The sequence below is a fragment of the Actinomadura sediminis genome, from assembly GCF_042675525.1.
Classification (GTDB): Bacteria; Actinomycetota; Actinomycetes; order Streptosporangiales; family Streptosporangiaceae; genus Spirillospora; species Spirillospora sediminis.
Genome location: NZ_JBHTJA010000002.1, coordinates 206,284 through 223,760, shown reverse-complemented (window position 1 = coordinate 223,760; position 17,477 = coordinate 206,284). Strand labels below are relative to the sequence as shown.

Below are 17,477 nucleotides of genomic sequence, written 5' to 3'. Positions count from 1 at the left end.
CCGGCCGCACGCGGCGTCCGCCCACCCCCAGGGAGACCCTCTATGTTCCTGTACGCACTGCGGCGGGCGGCCACGGGCCTGGTGCTCGCGGTGCTGGTCACGCTGATCACGTACCTGCTGCTGAGCCTGTCCTTCGACGACATCGTCCGCGGCAGGCTCGGCCCCGCCGCCACCCCCGAGTCCGTCCGGGCGATGAAGGCGGACCTGGGCCTGGACCGCCCGGTGCTCGCCCAGTACCTCGACTGGCTGTCACACGCCGTTCGCGGCGACTTCGGCATCTCCTACTTCACGAGCGAACCCGTCGGCCCCGCGGTGGCGGCCCGGCTCAGCGTGACGATGTCGATCGTGGTCGTCGCGCTGATCGTCTCGATCGCCGTCGGCGTCGCGCTCGGGGTGCTCGCGGCGACGCGCGGCGGCGCCGTGGACCGGCTGGCCCAGAGCGCCTCGCTCACCGGCTACCTGCTGCCGAACCTGCTGATCGCGATCGTGCTCGTCGTCGTCCTGGCGATCAACCTGAAGCTGCTGCCCGCCACCGGGTTCACGCCGGTCACCGAGAACCCGGCGCGCTGGGCGGCGTCCATCGTCATCCCGGTGATCGCGCTGGCGGTGTCCGCCGTGGCGTCGCTGACCGCGCAGGTCCGCGGGTCGATGATCGACGAGCTGCGCCGGGACTACGTCCGGACGCTGCGGACGCGCGGCGTCCGAACCCGCTCGATCGTCCTGCGGCACGCGCTGCGCAACGCGGCGGGGCCCGCGCTGACCGTGCTGTCGTTCGAGTTCATCGGGATGCTGGGCGGCGCGCTCGTCATCGAGACGGTGTTCGCGTTGCCGGGCTTCGGCACGTACGCGTTCGACGCGTCGCTGCAGGGCGACGTCCCGATCATCATGGGCGTCACCGTGTTCGCCGTCCTCCTGGTGGTCGGCGTGAACCTCACCGTCGACCTCGTGAACGGCTGGCTCAACCCGAAGGCGAGGCTCCATTGAGCACGGACGCACCGACCGGGACCGGCGGGACCGGAGAGACCACAGAGAGCGGCGAGACCACAGAGAGCGGCGGGAGCGGCGCGGCCCCGCCCCGCCGCAGGTCGGCGGCGCGGCGGCTGCTGCGGGACCCGCAGGCCGTCGTCACCGCCGGGCTGCTGCTGGTCATCGTCGTCCTCGGCCTGCTGGCCCCGCTGCTGGCCGGGCACGGGCCGAACGAGGCGTCGCTCGACGCGATCAACGCCGATCCCGGGACGCCCGGGTATCCGCTCGGCGGCGACGGCAGCGGCCGCGACATCTTCGGCCGGCTGCTCCACTCGATCAACACGAGCGTCGTGTCGGCGCTCATCGCGTCGAGCATCGCGCTCGCCATCGGCGTCACGGCCGGGCTGGTCGGCGGGTACTTCGAGCGGCGCGTCCGGGGCGTCACCGAGTGGGTGTTCAGCCTCGTCATGACGCTGCCCGGCCTGCTGCTGCTCATCGTGCTGATGCCGGTGACCGGCGGCGACTACCGGACCACGATGGCGATCTTCGGCGTGCTGCTGTCGCCGGGCATCTACCGGCTGGTGCGCAACCTGGTCGTCGGGGTGAAGAACGAGACGTACGTGGACGCCGCACGCGTCTCGGGGCTGACGGCCCCGCGCATCCTCGGACGGCACGTGCTGGTCGCCGTCCGGGGCCCGGTCGTCATCGCGACCGCGTTCCTGGCGGGAACGGCGATCACCCTGCAGTCCGGGCTGGCGTTCCTCGGCGTCGGGTCGAGCGCCGCCCCGAGCTTCGGGGCGATGATCTCCGAGGGCTTCCTGAACCTGTACGAGGAGCCGCTGCAGTTCGTCTGGCCGAGCGCGCTGCTCGGGATCATCAACGCCGCGCTGGTGCTGTTCGGCAACGCCCTGCGCGACACGCTCCAGGGCGCGCAGCCGAAGGCGTCCAAGATCGTCAGAGCGGGGCGCCGGGCGGCGGCGCCCGCGGACGGCGCCCCCGCGACGCCGGCGCTGCTGGCGGTCGAGGACCTCGCGATCGCCTACCCCGCGCTGTCGGGCGAACTGGAGGAGGTCGTCTCCGGGGTCACGCTGAGCCTGTCCTCCGGGGAGACGCTCGGGCTGGTCGGCGAGTCGGGCTCGGGGAAGACCCAGACGGCGTTCGCGGTGCTCGGCGTGCTGCCCGCGGAGGCCGTCGTCACCCGCGGCTCGATCCGGCTGGACGGACGGGAGCTGCTGGACCTCGGCGAGGGCGAGCTGCGCGGCGTCCGCGGCCGGTCGATCGCGTACGTCCCGCAGGAGCCGATGTCGAACCTCGACCCGTCGTTCACCGTCGGCGCCCAGCTCGTCGAGGGCGTCCGCGCGGCGGCGACGTCCCGGATCTCGCGGCGGGACGCCCGCGCGCGGGTGCTCGCGCTGCTGAAGCGGGTCGGCATCCCGGACCCGGAGCGGACGTTCCGGTCGTACCCGCACCAGATCTCGGGCGGGATGGCGCAGCGCGTCCTGATCGCGGGCGCGGTCGCGAGCCGCCCGATCCTGCTGATCGCGGACGAGCCGACGACCGCCCTGGACGTGACCGTGCAGGCGGAGATCCTCGACCTGCTGCGCGACCTGGAGAAGGAGCTGAACATGGCCGTACTGCTGGTCACCCACGACTTCGGGGTGGTCGCCGACATCTGCGACCGGGTCGCGGTGATGCGGCACGGCGAGATCGTCGAGACCGGGACGACCGCCGAACTCTTCGGCGACCCGCGGCACGCCTACACGCGGATGCTGCTCGACTCCATCCCGGGCGGCGACGCCGGCCGGCCCGGCCCGGCGCCCGGCGAGGCCGCCGGACCCGCGGCGCGCCCGCCCGGAGATACCGTCGGAGAGGCCGTCGGAGAGGATGCGCGATGACGGCGCCGCTCCTCGACGTGGCCGGGCTGCGCGTCGCCTACCCCGGACGCGGCTTCCGGGCGCGCCCGGTGGAGGTGCTGCACGGCGTGTCCCTGACGGTCGGCGAAGGCGAGACGCTCGGCGTCGTCGGCGAGTCCGGGTCCGGGAAGACGACGATCGGACGCGCCGTCCTCGGCCTCGTGAAGCCGAGCGGCGGCCGCGTCCGGTTCCAGGGCCGGGACGTCACGCACGCGTCGGCGCGGGAGCGCCGGGCGCTCGCCCGCGACCTGCAGGTGGTGTTCCAGGACCCGTACGGCTCGCTGAACCCGGCCCTGACGGTGGGCGACATCCTCAGCGAACCGCTGGTGGTGCAGGGCGTCTCCCCCCGGGACGCGCGGGCCCGGGTGCGCGCGCTGCTGGACCAGGTCGGGCTGCCGGCGAACGCCCCGGAGCGGCTCCCCCGCGAATTCAGCGGCGGGCAGCGCCAGCGCGTCGCGATCGCCCGCGCCCTCGCCCCGGAGCCGCGCCTCATCGTCTGCGACGAGCCCGTGTCGGCGCTGGACCTGTCGACGCAGGCGCGGGTGCTCGACCTGTTCGTCGACATCCAGCGGCGCACCGGCGTCGCCTACCTGTTCGTGTCGCACGACCTCGCGGTCGTCCGGCACGTGAGCCACCGGGTGAGCGTGGTGTACCGGGGCGACATCGTCGAGACCGGGCCGGCGGGCGCGGTCACCTCGGAGCCCGAGCACCCCTACACCCGCCGGCTCCTGCTGGCCGCGCCCGTCGCGGACCCGGACGAGCAGGCACGGCGGCGCGCGGAACGGCGACGCCTCCAGGACACCGCGACCGGACAAGGAGCCCGCGCATGACCCGCCCTGTTCCCGGCTTCCTCTGGGGCGCCGCCACGGCGCCGCACCAGGTGGAGGGCAACAACGTCAACAGCGACTGGTGGGTGCGCGAGGAACGCGTCCCGGGGATGGAGCGCAGCGGGGACGCGTGCGACAGCTACCACCGGTACGCCGAGGACATGCGGCTGCTCGCCGACGCGGGCCTGAACGCCTACCGGTTCGGCATCGAGTGGGCGCGCATCGAGCCGAGTCCGGGCCGGTTCTCCCGCGCCGAACTGGCGCACTACCGCCGGATGATCGACACCGCGCTCGGCCTCGGGCTGAAGCCCGTCGTCACCCTGCACCACTTCACGCACCCGCGCTGGTTCGCCGAGGAGGGCGGCTGGACGGGCGACGCCGGGATCGAGCGGTTCGAGGCGTACGTCCGGGCGGCGTGCGACATCCTCGACGGCGTCGAATGGGTCTGCACGATCAACGAGCCGAACATGCTCGCGCTCATGGTCGGGATGCGCCGGGCCGCGCAGGCGGCCGCCGGGGCGGGCGCCGGGGCGGGCGCCGCGAAGAAGTGGATGAGCCCGACCGTCGAGGGCGCCGCGCGTCCCGTCCTGCCCGACCCGGACCCGGAGATCGGGCGGCGGCTGGCCGCCGCGCACCACGCCGCCCGCGCCGTCCTGGCGGAGCGCACCGACGCGAAGGTCGGCTGGACGGTCGCCAACCAGGCGCTCACCGCGACCCCGGGGAACGAGGCCAGGCTCCGGGAGATCCGGTACGTCCGCGAGGACCTGTACCTGGAGGCGGCGCGCGACGACGATTTCGTCGGCGTGCAGTCGTACTCCGGCCAGGCCGTGGACGAGAACGGCATCGTGCCCCACCCCCAGGGCCCGGACACCACGCTGACCGGCAACGCCTACCGGCCGGACGCGCTGGGCATCGCCGTCCGGCACACCTGGGAGGTGACGGGCGGCGTGCCCATCGTCGTCACCGAGAACGGGATCGCGACCGCCGACGACGAGCGCCGCATCGCCTACACCTCGGAGGCGCTCCGGCACCTGTTCGACGCGATCGACGACGGCGTGGACGTGCGCGGATACATCCACTGGAGCGCGCTCGACAACTTCGAGTGGGGGCACTGGGAGCCGACGTTCGGGCTCATCGCGGTCGACCGGGAGACGTTCGAGCGGCGCCCCAAGCCGAGCCTCGCCCGGCTCGGGGAGGTCGCCGGGCGCGGACGTCCGTGAGGCCGGACCCCGCATCCCCCGGGGCCCGCGGGGAGGGCGGCGACACGGGCGGCGGCACGATCGGGCGCGGGTTCGTCGCGCTGCTGGCGACGGCGCACTTCGGCCTGTCGATGGCGCTCATCGTGCCGATGGCCTACTCGCTGGCGCTGCGCGTCGACCGGCTCGCGCCGGGACGGGAGGAGACCCTCGGGTACATCCTCGGGTTCGGCTCGGTGCTCGCGCTGGCCTCCGGCCCGCTCGTGGGGACGCTCAGCGACGGCACCCGGTCGCGTCTGGGCCGCCGCACCCCGTACCTGATCGGCGGCGCGGCGCTCGGCATGGTCGCCGTCCTGGTGATGGCGGCGGCGCCGAACGTCGTCGTGCTGGGACTCGGCTGGGGGCTGGCGAGCCTCGGGTGGGGCACGGCGCTGGGCGCGCTGGGGAACGTGCAGGCCGACCGGGTACCGCACCGCCTGCGCGGGAAGGTCGCCGGGCTCACGGGGTTCACGATGCAGGTCGCGCCGGTGGCGGGCGTCCTCATGGTGGGCACCGTCAGCGGCAGCGGGCTGCTGGTGTTCCTGCTGCCGGGTGCGGCCGGGGCCGTCCTGCTCGTGCCGTTCCTGCTCTTCGCCCGTGAGCCCGACCGGCGGACGCGCGCCGTCCCCGACCGGCTCGGCGCGGCCGGGCTGCTCCGCTCCTACCTGTTCTCGCCCCGTGCGCACCCGGACTTCGCATGGAACTGGCTGGGCCGTTTCGCGTTCTTCTTCGGCCAAACGTCGAGCACGACGTACCTCACGTTCCTCATCGCGCAGCGCCTCGAGATGCCGCTCGCCGACGTCGCCGGCATCGTCGCGATCACCGGCGGGATCAGCATCGTCACGACGACGGCGGCGGCGATCGGCGGCGGGTTCCTGTCGGACCGGCTGGGACGCCGCCGCCCGTTCGTCTTCGCCGGCGCCGCCATCTTCGCCGCGGGCGGTCTCGTCCTGGCGTTCGCCGGCACCCTCCCGGCCCTGCTCGCCGGGTCCGCGCTGACGACCCTGGGCATCGCGCTGTTCACGGCGGTCGACCAGGCCATCGTCCTGGACGTGCTGCCGGACCGGGAGACCGCGGCGGGCCGGCACATGGCGATCAACGCGTTCTCCCAGAAGGTCCCCGGCGCGCTGGCGCCGCTCGCCGCGCCGGCGCTGCTCGCCGTCGGCGGCGGCACCGGCGCGAACTACGCCGCGCTGTACGGGGCGTCCGCGCTCCTCGCCCTCCTGGGCGGCTCGATCATCCTCTGGCGCGTGCGGGAGGCGGGCCGGGACAACCCATGGCAACCCGTTGCCGCGCCCGCGCCGCGCCGCCGACCATTCCCATCAGCCGCGCGTCGACCACGCCGGGAGGACCCGTGAACGGGCTCGAGAAAGGACGCACGACTGTGTCACCCCCCACGCCGGGCGAGCTGCCCTTGGAGCGCAAGGTCGCGTTGCTGTCCGGCCGGAGCTACACCCACACCGAGGCGATCGACGAGGCGGCGCTGCCCGCCATCACGCTGCTCGACGGGCCGAACGGGCTCCGCCGTCCCGGCGACTCCACCGAGCACATCGACCCGCGCCGCGCGCTGCCCGCCACGTGCTTCCCGCCCGCCGTGGCCGTCGCGTCGAGCTGGGACGCGGGCGTCACGGCGCGCGTCGGCGCGGCGGTCGGGCGGGAGGCGCGCGCCTTCGGCGCGGCCGTGTCGCTCGGCCCGGGCGTCAATATCAAGCGGTCGCCGCTGTGCGGCCGGAACTTCGAGTACTACTCCGAGGATCCGCTGCTCGCGGGCGTCCTGGCCGCCGCGCACGTCCGGGCGCTGCAGGAGCAGGGCCCGGGCGCGTCGGTGAAGCACTTCGCCGCCAACAACCAGGAGACCGACCGCAAGAACGTCAGCGCGGACGTGGACGAGCGCACCCTGCGGGAGATCTACCTCGCCGCCTTCGAACGCGTGGTGCGGGAGGCCCGCCCGGCGACCGTGATGGCCTCCTACAACCGGATCAACGGCGTGCACGCCTGCGAGAACCACTGGCTGCTCACCGAGGTGCTGCGGGACGAGTGGGGGTTCACGGGCGCGGTGATCTCCGACTGGGGCGCCGTCGGCGACCGGGTGGCGGCGCTGACCGCCGGGCTCGACCTGTCCATGCCCGGCCCGGACGAGGACGGCGACGCCGAGATCGTCGCCGCCGTCCGGTCGGGTGCGCTGGATCCCGCGGTCGTCGACCGGGCCGCCGCGCGGGTGGCCGCGCTCACCCGGCGGGCCGCTCCCGCGACGGGCGACGCGGATCTGGACGCGCACCACGAACTGGCCGTCGAGCTCGCCGCGGACTCCGCGGTGCTGCTCCGCAACGAGCGGAACGTCCTCCCGCTCGACGGCGTCCGGACCGTCGCGGTGATCGGCGAGTTCGCGGCGGCGCCCCGCTTCCAGGGCGGCGGCAGCGGGAACGTCCGGGCGACCCGCGTCGACGCGGCCCTGGACGCCATGCGGACGCTCGCCGCCGCGCGGAACGCGACGGTCGCCTACGCGCCCGGTTTCTCGACGGACGGCGGCGGGGATCCGGCGGCGCTGCGGGACGAGGCGGTCCGGGCCGCGCGGGCGGCCGACGTCGCGGTCGTCTTCGCCGGGCTGCCCGAGGCCGCGGAATGGGAGGGGACCGACCGGGAGTCGCTGTCCCTGCCGGACGAGCAGGTCGAGCTGATCCGCGCGACCGCGGCGGCCGCCCGCCGCACCGTGGTCGTCCTGTCGAACGGCGCCGTCGTCTCCCTCGAGGGCTGGCACGACGAGGTGGACGCGATCGTCGAGGGATGGCTGCTCGGGCAGGGCGGCGGGCGAGCGCTCGCCGACATCCTGTTCGGGGTGGTGAACCCGTCCGGACGCCTCGCGGAGACCGTCCCGCTGCGGCTCCAGGACCACCCGAGCTTCCTGAACTTCCCGGGCGAGCAGGGCCACGTCAGGTACGGCGAGGGCGTCCTCGTGGGCTACCGGTACTTCGAGACGGCCGAGGTGCCGGTCAGGTACCCGTTCGGGCACGGGCTCTCCTACACCGCGTTCGAGACGCGTGACCTGCGCGCCGTCCCGACGGGCCCGGACACGGCGGAAGTCTCGGTCACCGTGGCCAACACCGGTGCCCGCACGGGCAAGCACGTCGTGCAGGTGTACGTGGCCACCGGCGCGGGTCCCGTCCGGCGGCCCCTCCGGGAGCTGCGGGCGTTCACGAAGGTCGAGCTCCGGCCCGGGGAGTCGACGACCGTGGAGTTCGCCCTGGACCGCAGGGCGTTCGCGTACTACGACGTCGTCCTCGGCGCGTGGGCCGTCGCTCCGGGCGCGTACACGGTCCAGATCGGGGAGAACGCCTCGACCGTCGTCGCGGAGTCCGCGGTGACGCTCACCGGCGATCTGCGCGATCTTCCGCTGTCGCTCGACTCGCCGCTCGCCGACTGGCTCACCCATCCCGCCGTGGGCCCGGACGTCGTCCGGGAGCTGGCGGCGGGCCGGAGCGAGGAGACGGTACGTCAGGGGATGCGGACGCCCGAGTTCAGGATGATGTCCTCGATGCCGATCCGGAAGTTCGTCAAGTACCACGCCCGCGGCGTGAGCGCCGGGACACTGGAGCGGCTGCTGGAACGACACGGGCTCGGCAGGGGCGCGCGTGGGTGAGCCGCACGGCGGGACCGAGTTCATCACCGCGTCCTTCCCTCTCGAATCCGCAACGGCCGGCAGGCGATAGGAACAGCCCGATGCTGAAGCCACGTTCCACTCCCACCCGCGAGCAGGTGAACCTGGACGGCCTCTGGCGGTTCGCCCTCGACGGCGCCGCCAGACCCGAACCGTGGAAGGGCCCCCTCGACACGCGGCTGGAGGCGGCCGTCCCGGCGAGCTACAACGACCTGTTCACCGACCCCGCGATCCGCGACCATGTGGGTTGGGTCTGGTACCAGCGGACGGCCCGCGTGCCGCGCGGCTGGACGGACGAGCGCGTCCTGCTGCGGGTCGACGCGGCCACCCACGAGGGGCGCGTCTACGTCGACGGCGTGCTCGTCGCCGAGCATGTCGGCGGCTACACGCCGTTCGAGGCCGACATCACCGGGCATGTGCGCGCCGGCGACGAGTTCCGCCTGACGATCGGCGTGAACAACGAGCTGTCGAACGTGACGATCCCGCCCGGCACGGTCACCGTCGCGCGGAGCGGCCGCCGCGAGCAGCAGTACAAGCACGACTTCTACAACTACGCCGGGCTGGCGCGTTCGATCTGGCTGCACAGCGTGCCGCCGGTGCACGTCACGGACGTCACGATCACGACCGGCCTCGACGGCACGACCGGCACGGTCGGATACTCCGTCGAGACGAACTCGTCCGCGCCCGTCCGCGTGCGGGCGCTCGACGCGGACGGCGCGGAGGTCGCGGCGGCCGCCGGCGCGACCGGGGCGCTGCGGATCGACGGCGCGACGCCGTGGCGGCCGGGCGCCGGGTACCTGTACGAGCTGGTCATAGAGGTGCTCGACGAGGACGGGGGCGGCGTCCTCGACGTCTACCGGGAGCCGTTCGGCGTCCGCACGGTCGAGGTGCGCGGCACCGAGTTCCTGATCAACGGTGAGCCGTTCTACTTCACCGGGTTCGGCAAGCACGAGGACGCCCCCGTGCGCGGCAAGGGGCACGACAACGCCCATCTCGTGCACGACTTCCAGCTCCTGGAGTGGATCGGCGCGAACTCCTTCCGCACCTCCCACTACCCGTACGCGGAAGAGGTGCTGGAGTTCGCCGACCGGCACGGCATCGTCGTCATCGACGAGACCGCGGCCGTCGGGCTCAACCTGGCCGTCCAGGGCGGGCTCACCGGGCGCCCGCACGATCCCACCTGGGCGCCGGAGAACTTCGGCGCGGCCACGCGGGACGCCCACGCCCGCCACCTGCGGGAACTCATCGCCCGCGACAAGAACCACCCGAGCGTCGTGATGTGGTGCCTGGCCAACGAGTCCTCGTCCGCCGAGGAGGGGGCGCGCGAGTACTTCGAGCCGCTGGTGGAGCTGACCCGTGAGCTCGACCCTACCCGCCCGATCACCCACACCGCTTGGCTGGGCGCGACCGGCGACAACGACCTCATCGCCGACCTCTTCGACGTCGTGACCGTCAACCGCTACTACGGCTGGTACATCGCCAACGGCGACCTCGAGGCGGCCGAGCAGTACCTCGAGCACGACCTGCGCGGCTGGGTGGAGAAGTTCGGCAAGCCCGTCATGATGGGCGAGTACGGCGCCGACACCCTGCCGGGCCTGCACTCGGTGTGGGACGTCCCCTGGACGGAGGAGTACCAGCGGGCCTACTTCGAGATGAACCACCGGGTGTTCGACCGGTTCGAGGCGTTCGTCGGCGAGCACGTCTGGAACTTCGCCGACTTCGCCACGTCCAACGGCATCCACCGCGTGGACGGCAACAAGAAGGGCGTGTTCACCCGCGACCGGCGGCCGAAGAGCGCCGCGCACGCCCTCCGGGCACGCTGGACGGGCCTGAACGGCCGGAAACCGAGGTGACCGCGATGCCGCCCATGCTGACCGGGGAGGACGCGCGGGACGCCGACCGCGCGGGCGCGCTGCTGCGAACGTCCGGACGGCTCGCCGTGGCGTTCTCCGGCGGCGTGGACTCCTCGGTGCTGCTCGCGATCGCCGTCCGGGAGCTGGGCGCGGACCGGGTGCTGGCCGTGCTCGGCGTCTCGCCCAGCCTCGCGGCGGACGAGCGCGGCGCGGCGCACGAGGTCGCCGCGCACGTCGGCGCGGCCGTGGTGGAGGTCGAGACCCGCGAGGGCGACGCGCCCGCCTACCGCGCCAACGGCCCCGACCGGTGCTTCCACTGCAAGGACGAGCTGTTCGCGCGGATCTCGACGGAGGTCGCGGCGGAGCACGGCGTCACCGCCGTCGCCTACGGGGAGAACGCCGACGACGCACGCCGCCCGGACCGTCCCGGTTCCCGGGCCGCGGAGGAGCACCGGGTGCTGCGCCCGCTCGCCGACGCGGGCCTCGGCAAGGCGGCGGTCCGCCGGATCGCCGCCGCGTTCGGCCTGCCGTCGGCGGACAAGCCGGCCGCGCCGTGCCTGGCGTCCCGGATCCCGCACTTCACGGAGGTCACCCCCGGGAAGCTGGCGCAGGTGGAGGAGGCCGAGCGGGCGCTGCGGCGGCTGGGGCTGCGCGACTGCCGGGTCCGGCATCACGGCGAGGTCGCCCGCGTCGAGGTTCCGGTCGGCGACATCGCGCGGCTGGCGGGCGAGCTGCGCGCGGACGTCCTGACGGCGGTGCGGCGGGCGGGGTTCCGCATGGTCGCGGTCGACCTGGCCGGCATCCAGTCGGGCGCGTTCACGCTGCCGCTGGTGGAGGCGCGGCATGGCTGACGAGTGGCGCCCGCCGGAGTCGTTCGCCCGGCTCGACCACGACCGGGCGGCGCGCCGCGGCTACCCGGAGGCGGTGTACTGCGAGGGCAAGACCCCGGAGCAGGTGCGCGCCATCGCCGCGCGGCTGCGCGAACGCGGGACCGGGGGCGGCGCCGCGCTGTTCACGCGCGCCGGGCCGGAGCACGCGCGGGCGGTGACCACCGAGCTGCCCGACGCGCGCCACGAGCCCGGCGCGCGGCTGCTGGCGTGGCCGCCCGAGCCGCCGGAGCCGTCCGGCGGGCGGGTCGTGGTGCTGGCCGCGGGCACGTCCGACCTGCCGGTGGCGCGCGAGGCCGAGCTGACCGCGCGTCACCTCGGGCGTTCGTGCGAGCTGGCCGTGGACGTCGGCGTCGCGGGGCTGCACCGCGTCCTCGGCCTCCTCGACACGCTCCGCGCGGCCCGCGCGATCGTCGTGGCGGCGGGCATGGACGGGGCGCTGGCGAGCGTGGTCGCGGGCCTGGTGGCCGCGCCCGTCGTCGCGGTGCCGACGTCGGTGGGGTACGGCGCGGCGTTCGGCGGGCTGGCGCCGCTGCTGTCGATGCTCAACGCGTGCGCCCCGGGCGTCGCGGTGGTCAACATCGACAACGGGTACGGCGCCGGGCACCTGGCCGCGCAGATCGCGGCGCCGCCCTGAACCGGCCGCCCTGAACCGGCCGCCCTGAACCGGCCGCCCTGAACCGGCCGCGTCGGGTCATGTGGGCGGGCCCGCCTCCAGGCCGGGCGGCGCCGGTTCGCCGTGCGCGAGCCCGGCGGCGTGCGCGGCGGCGACGGCGGCGTCCAGGACCGCGCGGACCGGGACGCCGCGTTCGGCGGCGAGGCGGGCGGCGTCCTCGAACTCGGGCGCCGCCTGCACGATGCGGCCGTCCCGGTGCCCCACCTTGATCGGCAGCCGCGCGCCGAGGACGTCCACGCGCGCCCAGCCGCGCCGCAGCATTGTCTTGCGGACGGTCCGCTCCCGGACGCCGAGCGTGCTGGTCAGCCGGAACATCTCCGTCCGCAGCCGGTCCGCCCGTCCGGGCGGGCTCAGCACGCACAGCGCGTGCGCCGGGCGGCCCTTCTTCATCAGCACGGGGACGAGCCACGCGTCGGACGCGCCCGCCTCCAGCAGGGACGCCAGGACGCCGGGCCACACGCGGGGGTCGAGGTCGTCGACGTTGGCCTCCAGGACGACCGCCTCGGCCGCCCCGACCCCCGGCCCGTCCCCCGGCCCCTCCTCGGCGGCGCCGAGAAGGACGCGCACGACGTTGGGCCGTCTGGGGGTGTCGCGGGAACCGGCGCCGACGCCCGTCGCTTCCAGCCGCATGGGCGGCAGGCCGCGCTCCTCGCGGGCGAGCACGGCCAGGAGCGCCATGCCGGTGGGCGTCGCCAGTTCGCCGTCGCCGCCGGCGAGGACGCTCCGCCCGGCCGCCAGTTCGGCGACGGCGGGGACGGGCACCGGCATGTCGCCGTGCGCGGTCGCGGCGCGCCCCGCGCCGACGGCGACCGGGCCCGCGGCGACGTCGGCCACCGACAGGTCGTGGAGGGCCGCGCAGACTCCGACGACGTCCGCGATGGAGTCCCACGCGCCGACCTCGTGGAAGGCGACGTCGTCGACGGCGACGCCGTGCACGCGCGCCTCCGCCGCGGCGAGCCGCCCGAACACCGCCAGCGCGTCCTCACGCACCGGTGCCGGAAGGCCGGCCCGGGCGAGCAGCCGCGCCACATCGAGCCCGTCCGGTGGGGGCGGCCGTCCTCGCCCGGGACCACCCGGACGCGCGCCGCCCGCATCCCCGCCCGCGTCACCTCCTCGCGCACCAGCCGGACCTCGCCCGGGACCACCGCGTCGACCGCGGCCCGGACGGACGACGTGGCGGCGCCCGCGTCGAGCAGGGCGGCCAGCAGCATGTCCCCCGCGACGCCGGCCGACGCGTCGATCCACGCGGTCCGCACCGGCTCAGCCGCGCAGCCGGTACAGCACCTCGCCCGCCTGCGGCACGACGAGCGTGTCCGGGTCGGCGGCGAACGCGTCGACGTCGACGGCGGCCGGGTCGAGGTGGTCGAGGTTCGCGCGGCGCACGACGTCCTCGGGGACGCCCGTCGCCAGCGTGACGGTGACCCGGAAGCGCTCGCCGTGCTCCGCGTCGTAGGTCCCCGCGCCGCGCAGATGGGTGGAGTGGGCGAGGACGCCCCAGTGGACATGCCGGAAGCGGTCCCACTGCTTCGTGAAGTAGTCGCGGCAGTGGTAGCCGATCTCCTCGATCTCGGGGTGCATCGCCGAGATCGTCCGGACGTGCGGCGCGTACACGACGACCTGGCCGCCGTCGGCGACGACCGGCTCGACCTTGTAGAAGCCCTTCGCGGCCGTCCACATGTCGCCGTACTTGTCGGGCATCACCGACAGCACCCGCCGGACCGGCGCGTCCAGGTAACGGACATGGACGTCGGCCGACACCTCGGCCGCCGCCGCCCACGCCTCCTCCGGCGGGCCGAACGCCAGCGAGTGCAGCTCCCCCGAACCGGACCCGACCACCGCGCACAGCGCGAGCCTGCGGCGCGGGATCAGCGCGGCCGCCTCGTCGATCAGCGCGCGGACGGGCGTGACACCGCGCGTGCCGATGATGTCCGCGCTGGTGATCAGGGCGCCCAGCCAGTGCGACAGGTCGATCACGTCGGCGTGCGCGACGCCCGGGAAGAAGTACTTGTTGCCGCCGGAGAAGCCCACCACCTCGTGCGGGAACACCGGCCCGACGACGAGCGCGACATCGTGCTCCACGACGGCCCGGTTGATCCGCACGTCCACCTCGTGGTGCAGCAGCCCCCCGGACAGCTCGCCGACCCGCGCGGCGCCGATCACACCGAGCGACACGAACGTCGACGGCTCCCACCACGCGTGGTTGAGCACGGTCATGCCGGGGAGCGCGGGAACGTGCGCGGCCAGTTCCTCGTCGCTCATCGGCGCGTGCGTCCCCAGCGCGACGAGAACGGTCAGCCGGGACACGCGGCCGTGCAGCGCGGCGTGGACGGCGCGCACGAGCATCGGGAGCGGGCAGCTCCGGGTGCCGTCGGGCACCACCAGGCACACGCTGCGGCCGTCGAGATCCTCCGCCGCGAGCCGCGCGGCGACGAAGCCAGCCGCCTGCTCGCCGGAGAGGACGCCGTGCGGGCCGCCGATCCGGTGCATCATGGCGCCAGCGGATCACGCCCGCCGTCCCGCGGGCAACCGCGCGCGGCAACACGTGGCAACCGATTGCCCGGCGCAGCGGACGCCGACGACCATTCGGCACATGCCGATCCATCTGCATCCCGACCGGCTGCTGCCCGCCGATCCCGGCGTGCGCGCCCTGGCGCGGCGGCTCTACGACTCCGTCCGGGGACTCGCGATCCTGTCGCCGCACGGGCACGTCGACGCGCGGCTGCTGGCCGAGGACGAACCGTTCGGCGACCCGGCGAGCCTGCTGATCTCGCCGGACCACTACGTCACCCGGCTGCTGCACGCCGCGGGCGTCCCGCTGCACGACCTCGGCGTGGGACGCGGCCCGCTCTCCGAGACCGCGGCCCGCACGGCGTGGCGGCGGCTGTGCGAGCACTGGCCGGTCTTCCGCGGAACACCCGTCCGGTACTGGCTGGAGACCGAGCTGGGCGAGGTCTTCGGCGTCGAGGACCGTCCCGCCCCCGACACCGCGGACCGGATCTACGACCGGATCGCCGAGCGGCTCGCGGAACCGTCCTTCCGGCCGCGCGCACTGTTCGGCCGCTTCGGCATCGACGTGCTCGCCACGACCGACGACCCGTGCGACGATCTCGCCGCCCACCGTGCCCTCGCCGAGGACCCCGCCTGGCGGGCGCGGGTCGTCCCGACCTTCCGTCCCGACCGCTACCTGGAGCCGGAGCGGGCCGGCTGGGCCAAGGCGGTCATGCGGCTGGGCGAGGCCGCCGACACCGATACGTCCGACTATGACGGGTACATCCGAGCTCTGGAGGCGCGGCGCCGCCACTTCGTCGAGCACGGCGCGACGTCCGCCGACCACAGCCACGCGGACGCCCGCACGGACCCGCTGCCGTCCCGCGACGCCGACCGCATCTACCGCGCCGCCCTCGCCGGTGACGCGACGGAGGCGGAGACGCTCGCGTTCCGGCGGCACATGCTGCTGGAGATGGCCCGCATGTCGTGCGAGGACGGTCTCGTGATGACGCTGCACCCGGCGGTGCGCCGCAACCACCACCCGCCGACCCTGCACCGCTACGGCCCCGACACCGGCCACGACATCCCCCTGCGCGCCGAGTTCACCGACGCGCTCCGGCCGCTGCTGGAGCGGTACGGAACCGCGGACGGCTTCCAGCTCGTCCTGTTCACCATCGACGAGACGGCGTTCTCCCGCGAGATCGCGCCGCTGGCCGGCTTCTACCCGTCGGTGTACGCGGGGGCGCCCTGGTGGTTCCTCGACGCGCCCGACGCGATCCGCCGGTTCCAGCGGTCCGTCACCGAGACCGCGGGGCTCTCCCGCACCACCGGATTCGTCGACGACACCCGCGCCTTCTGCTCCATCCCCGCCCGGCACGACATGTCCCGCCGCCTGGACAGCGGGTTCCTCGCCGAGCTGGTGGCCGAGCACCGGCTGACCGAGGAGGAGGCCTTCGAGGCGGCCGCGGAACTGGTCGCCGTCAATCCGCGCCGGGCGTTCAAACTGTGATCCCGCCGCTGACCCGGGCCCGCGACGGCCGCCCGCCCGCCCCGGTGCGGATGCTCCACCTCGGCCTCGGCGGCTTCTTCCGAGCCCACCAGGCCTGGTACACCGAGAACGCGCCGGACGCCCCGCGGTGGGGCATCGCCGCGTTCACCGGCCGCAGCACGCGGACCGCGGACCGCCTGAACGCCCAGGACGGGATGTACACGCTGGTCGTGCGCGGCCCCGGCGGCGACCGCTTCGAGCGGGTCGGCTCCGTCTCGGCGGCGCACCCCGGCGGCGACCGCACGGCCTGGCTGGAGTACTGGCGCGAACCCCGCCTGGCGGTCGTCACGCTGACGGTGACCGAAGCCGGGTACACCCGGACGCCCGGCGGCGGCCTCGACACCGGCCTCCCGGACGTCCGCGCCGACATCGCGGCGCTCCGCGCCTCCCCGCACGCCCCCGTCCGCACCGCGGCGGCCAGGCTGCTGGCCGGGCTGGCCGCACGGCGACGGGCCGGCGGCGGACCGGTGGCGATCGTGCCGTGCGACAACCTCCCCGGCAACGGCCGGACGATCGCCCGGATCGTCCGGGAACTCGCCGAAGCGATCGGCCCGGCCTGGGCGCCGGCGGCGGCGCACGCCTCCTACGTGGACACCGTCGCGGACCGCATCACGCCCTGGCCGGCGGACGAGACCGCGGCGGCGGTGGCCGCCGCCACCGGCAGGACCGACGCCGCCCCCGTCGTGGCGGAGCCGTTCGCCGAATGGGCGCTGTGCGGAGACTTCCCCGCGGGGCGTCCGCACTGGGAAGCCGCCGGCGCCCGCTTCGTCCCCGACATCACCCCCTACGAGCGCCGCAAGCTCCGGCTGCTCAACGGCGGCCACTCGCTCCTCGCCTACGCCGGCTCGCTCCGCGGCCACACCACCGTCGCCGAGGCCATGACCGACCCGCTCTGCCGGACGTGGCTCACCGAGTGGTGGGACGAGGCGTCCGCCGGACTGGACCCCGATCCCGGCCTGGCCGCCTACCGCACCGCGCTCGTCGAACGCTTCTCCAATCCGCGGATCGCCCACGCCCTCGCCAAGATCGCGGAGAACGGCGCCGACAAACTCCTCGACCGCGTCGTTCCGTCCGTCCACAGCGCACGCCGAAGCGGGGCGCCACCCGTCGCCGCGGCCCGCATCGTCGCGGCATGGCTGCTGTACCTGCGCGCGGACACCGCCCGCCCCGCGTCCGGTTCCCTCCGGGACGCGGCCTGCGACATCCTGCACCGGCTCGACCCAGCGCTGGCCCGCGATCCCGCCCTGGTGGACGCGGTCGCCCTGCAAGCAGGCGAACTGACCCGGAAGTGACGAGCGCAACGCCCCTCCGCATCGCGGGACCGTCTCGCTCTGAGACATCAACGCGCTGCCCCAGGGTGCGCCCCCTCCCCGCCTGCCGGGCATGAACGAGCGGAGCCGAGGCCGTGGCACAGCCCGTCCGCGGCGGC

At 74.8% G+C, this 17,477-nt stretch carries 13 protein-coding genes and 1 pseudogene; 11 read left to right on the top strand and 3 right to left on the bottom strand.

The window, feature by feature from the left end; genetic code table 11:
- Positions 1–42 precede the first annotated feature (42 nt).
- The 9 genes from ACFQ11_RS02775 (at position 43) to larB (ending at position 11,973) form a co-directional block, all read left to right on the top strand.
- Positions 43–984: an ABC transporter permease gene (locus ACFQ11_RS02775; RefSeq protein WP_378296134.1), complete on the top strand. Its 942-nt coding sequence runs from the start codon at positions 43–45 to the stop codon at positions 982–984.
- The gene (locus ACFQ11_RS02770; protein ID WP_378296133.1) at positions 981–2,861 is read left to right on the top strand and encodes an ATP-binding cassette domain-containing protein; all 1,881 of its coding nucleotides are present in this window, start codon (positions 981–983) and stop codon (positions 2,859–2,861) included. The genes ACFQ11_RS02775 and ACFQ11_RS02770 overlap by 4 nt, the downstream gene beginning before the upstream one ends.
- A complete protein-coding gene (locus ACFQ11_RS02765) occupies positions 2,858–3,709 on the top strand; it encodes an ATP-binding cassette domain-containing protein (RefSeq protein WP_378296132.1) in 852 nt (283 codons plus the stop codon). The genes ACFQ11_RS02770 and ACFQ11_RS02765 overlap by 4 nt, the downstream gene beginning before the upstream one ends.
- Positions 3,706–4,926 carry a family 1 glycosylhydrolase gene (locus ACFQ11_RS02760; RefSeq protein WP_378296131.1) on the top strand — a complete coding sequence of 407 codons (1,221 nt, stop codon included), beginning with the start codon at positions 3,706–3,708 and terminating at the stop codon, positions 4,924–4,926. Before ACFQ11_RS02765 ends, ACFQ11_RS02760 begins: the two co-directional genes overlap by 4 nt.
- On the top strand, positions 4,923–6,299 hold the full coding sequence (locus ACFQ11_RS02755) for an MFS transporter (RefSeq protein WP_378296129.1): 1,377 nt from the start codon (positions 4,923–4,925) through the stop codon (positions 6,297–6,299). The genes ACFQ11_RS02760 and ACFQ11_RS02755 overlap by 4 nt, the downstream gene beginning before the upstream one ends.
- A 26-nt stretch (positions 6,300–6,325) precedes the next feature.
- On the top strand, positions 6,326–8,578 hold the full coding sequence (locus ACFQ11_RS02750) for a glycoside hydrolase family 3 C-terminal domain-containing protein (RefSeq protein ID WP_378296128.1): 2,253 nt from the start codon (positions 6,326–6,328) through the stop codon (positions 8,576–8,578).
- A gap of 80 nt (positions 8,579–8,658) precedes the next feature.
- Complete coding sequence (gene uidA / locus ACFQ11_RS02745) at positions 8,659–10,449, top strand: beta-glucuronidase (RefSeq protein ID WP_378296126.1); 1,791 nt, start codon at positions 8,659–8,661, stop codon at positions 10,447–10,449.
- 5 nt (positions 10,450–10,454) lie between these two features.
- Positions 10,455–11,300 (top strand): ATP-dependent sacrificial sulfur transferase LarE, encoded by an 846-nt coding sequence (gene larE, locus ACFQ11_RS02740; RefSeq protein WP_378296124.1) that lies wholly within the window; start codon positions 10,455–10,457, stop codon positions 11,298–11,300.
- Positions 11,293–11,973, top strand: coding sequence for a nickel pincer cofactor biosynthesis protein LarB (gene larB / locus ACFQ11_RS02735; protein WP_378296123.1), 681 nt, complete (start codon positions 11,293–11,295; stop codon positions 11,971–11,973). Before larE ends, larB begins: the two co-directional genes overlap by 8 nt.
- Positions 11,974–12,030: 57 nt before the next feature.
- Here larB and larC (ACFQ11_RS02730) read toward each other — a convergent pair whose 3' ends face one another.
- The 3 genes and pseudogenes from larC (ACFQ11_RS02730) to ACFQ11_RS02720 form a co-directional block, all read right to left on the bottom strand.
- Entirely contained in the window at positions 12,031–13,041 is a 1,011-nt protein-coding gene (gene larC / locus ACFQ11_RS02730) for a nickel pincer cofactor biosynthesis protein LarC (RefSeq protein WP_378296122.1), read from the bottom strand.
- Positions 13,042–13,061: 20 nt separating this feature from the next.
- Positions 13,062–13,268: pseudogene (gene larC, locus ACFQ11_RS02725) on the bottom strand (nickel insertion protein); the annotation flags it as partial.
- A gap of 4 nt (positions 13,269–13,272) precedes the next feature.
- Positions 13,273–14,502: a lactate racemase domain-containing protein gene (locus ACFQ11_RS02720; RefSeq protein ID WP_378296121.1), complete on the bottom strand. Its 1,230-nt coding sequence runs from the start codon at positions 14,500–14,502 to the stop codon at positions 13,273–13,275.
- Positions 14,503–14,602: 100 nt separating this feature from the next.
- Between ACFQ11_RS02720 and uxaC the strand changes: the two genes are divergently transcribed.
- Together uxaC and ACFQ11_RS02710 are read left to right on the top strand one after the other, a co-directional pair.
- On the top strand, positions 14,603–16,009 hold the full coding sequence (gene uxaC, locus ACFQ11_RS02715; RefSeq protein ID WP_378296119.1) for a glucuronate isomerase: 1,407 nt from the start codon (positions 14,603–14,605) through the stop codon (positions 16,007–16,009).
- Entirely contained in the window at positions 16,006–17,340 is a 1,335-nt protein-coding gene (locus tag ACFQ11_RS02710; protein WP_378296118.1) for a mannitol dehydrogenase family protein, read from the top strand. The genes uxaC and ACFQ11_RS02710 overlap by 4 nt, the downstream gene beginning before the upstream one ends.
- Positions 17,341–17,477 lie beyond the last annotated feature (137 nt).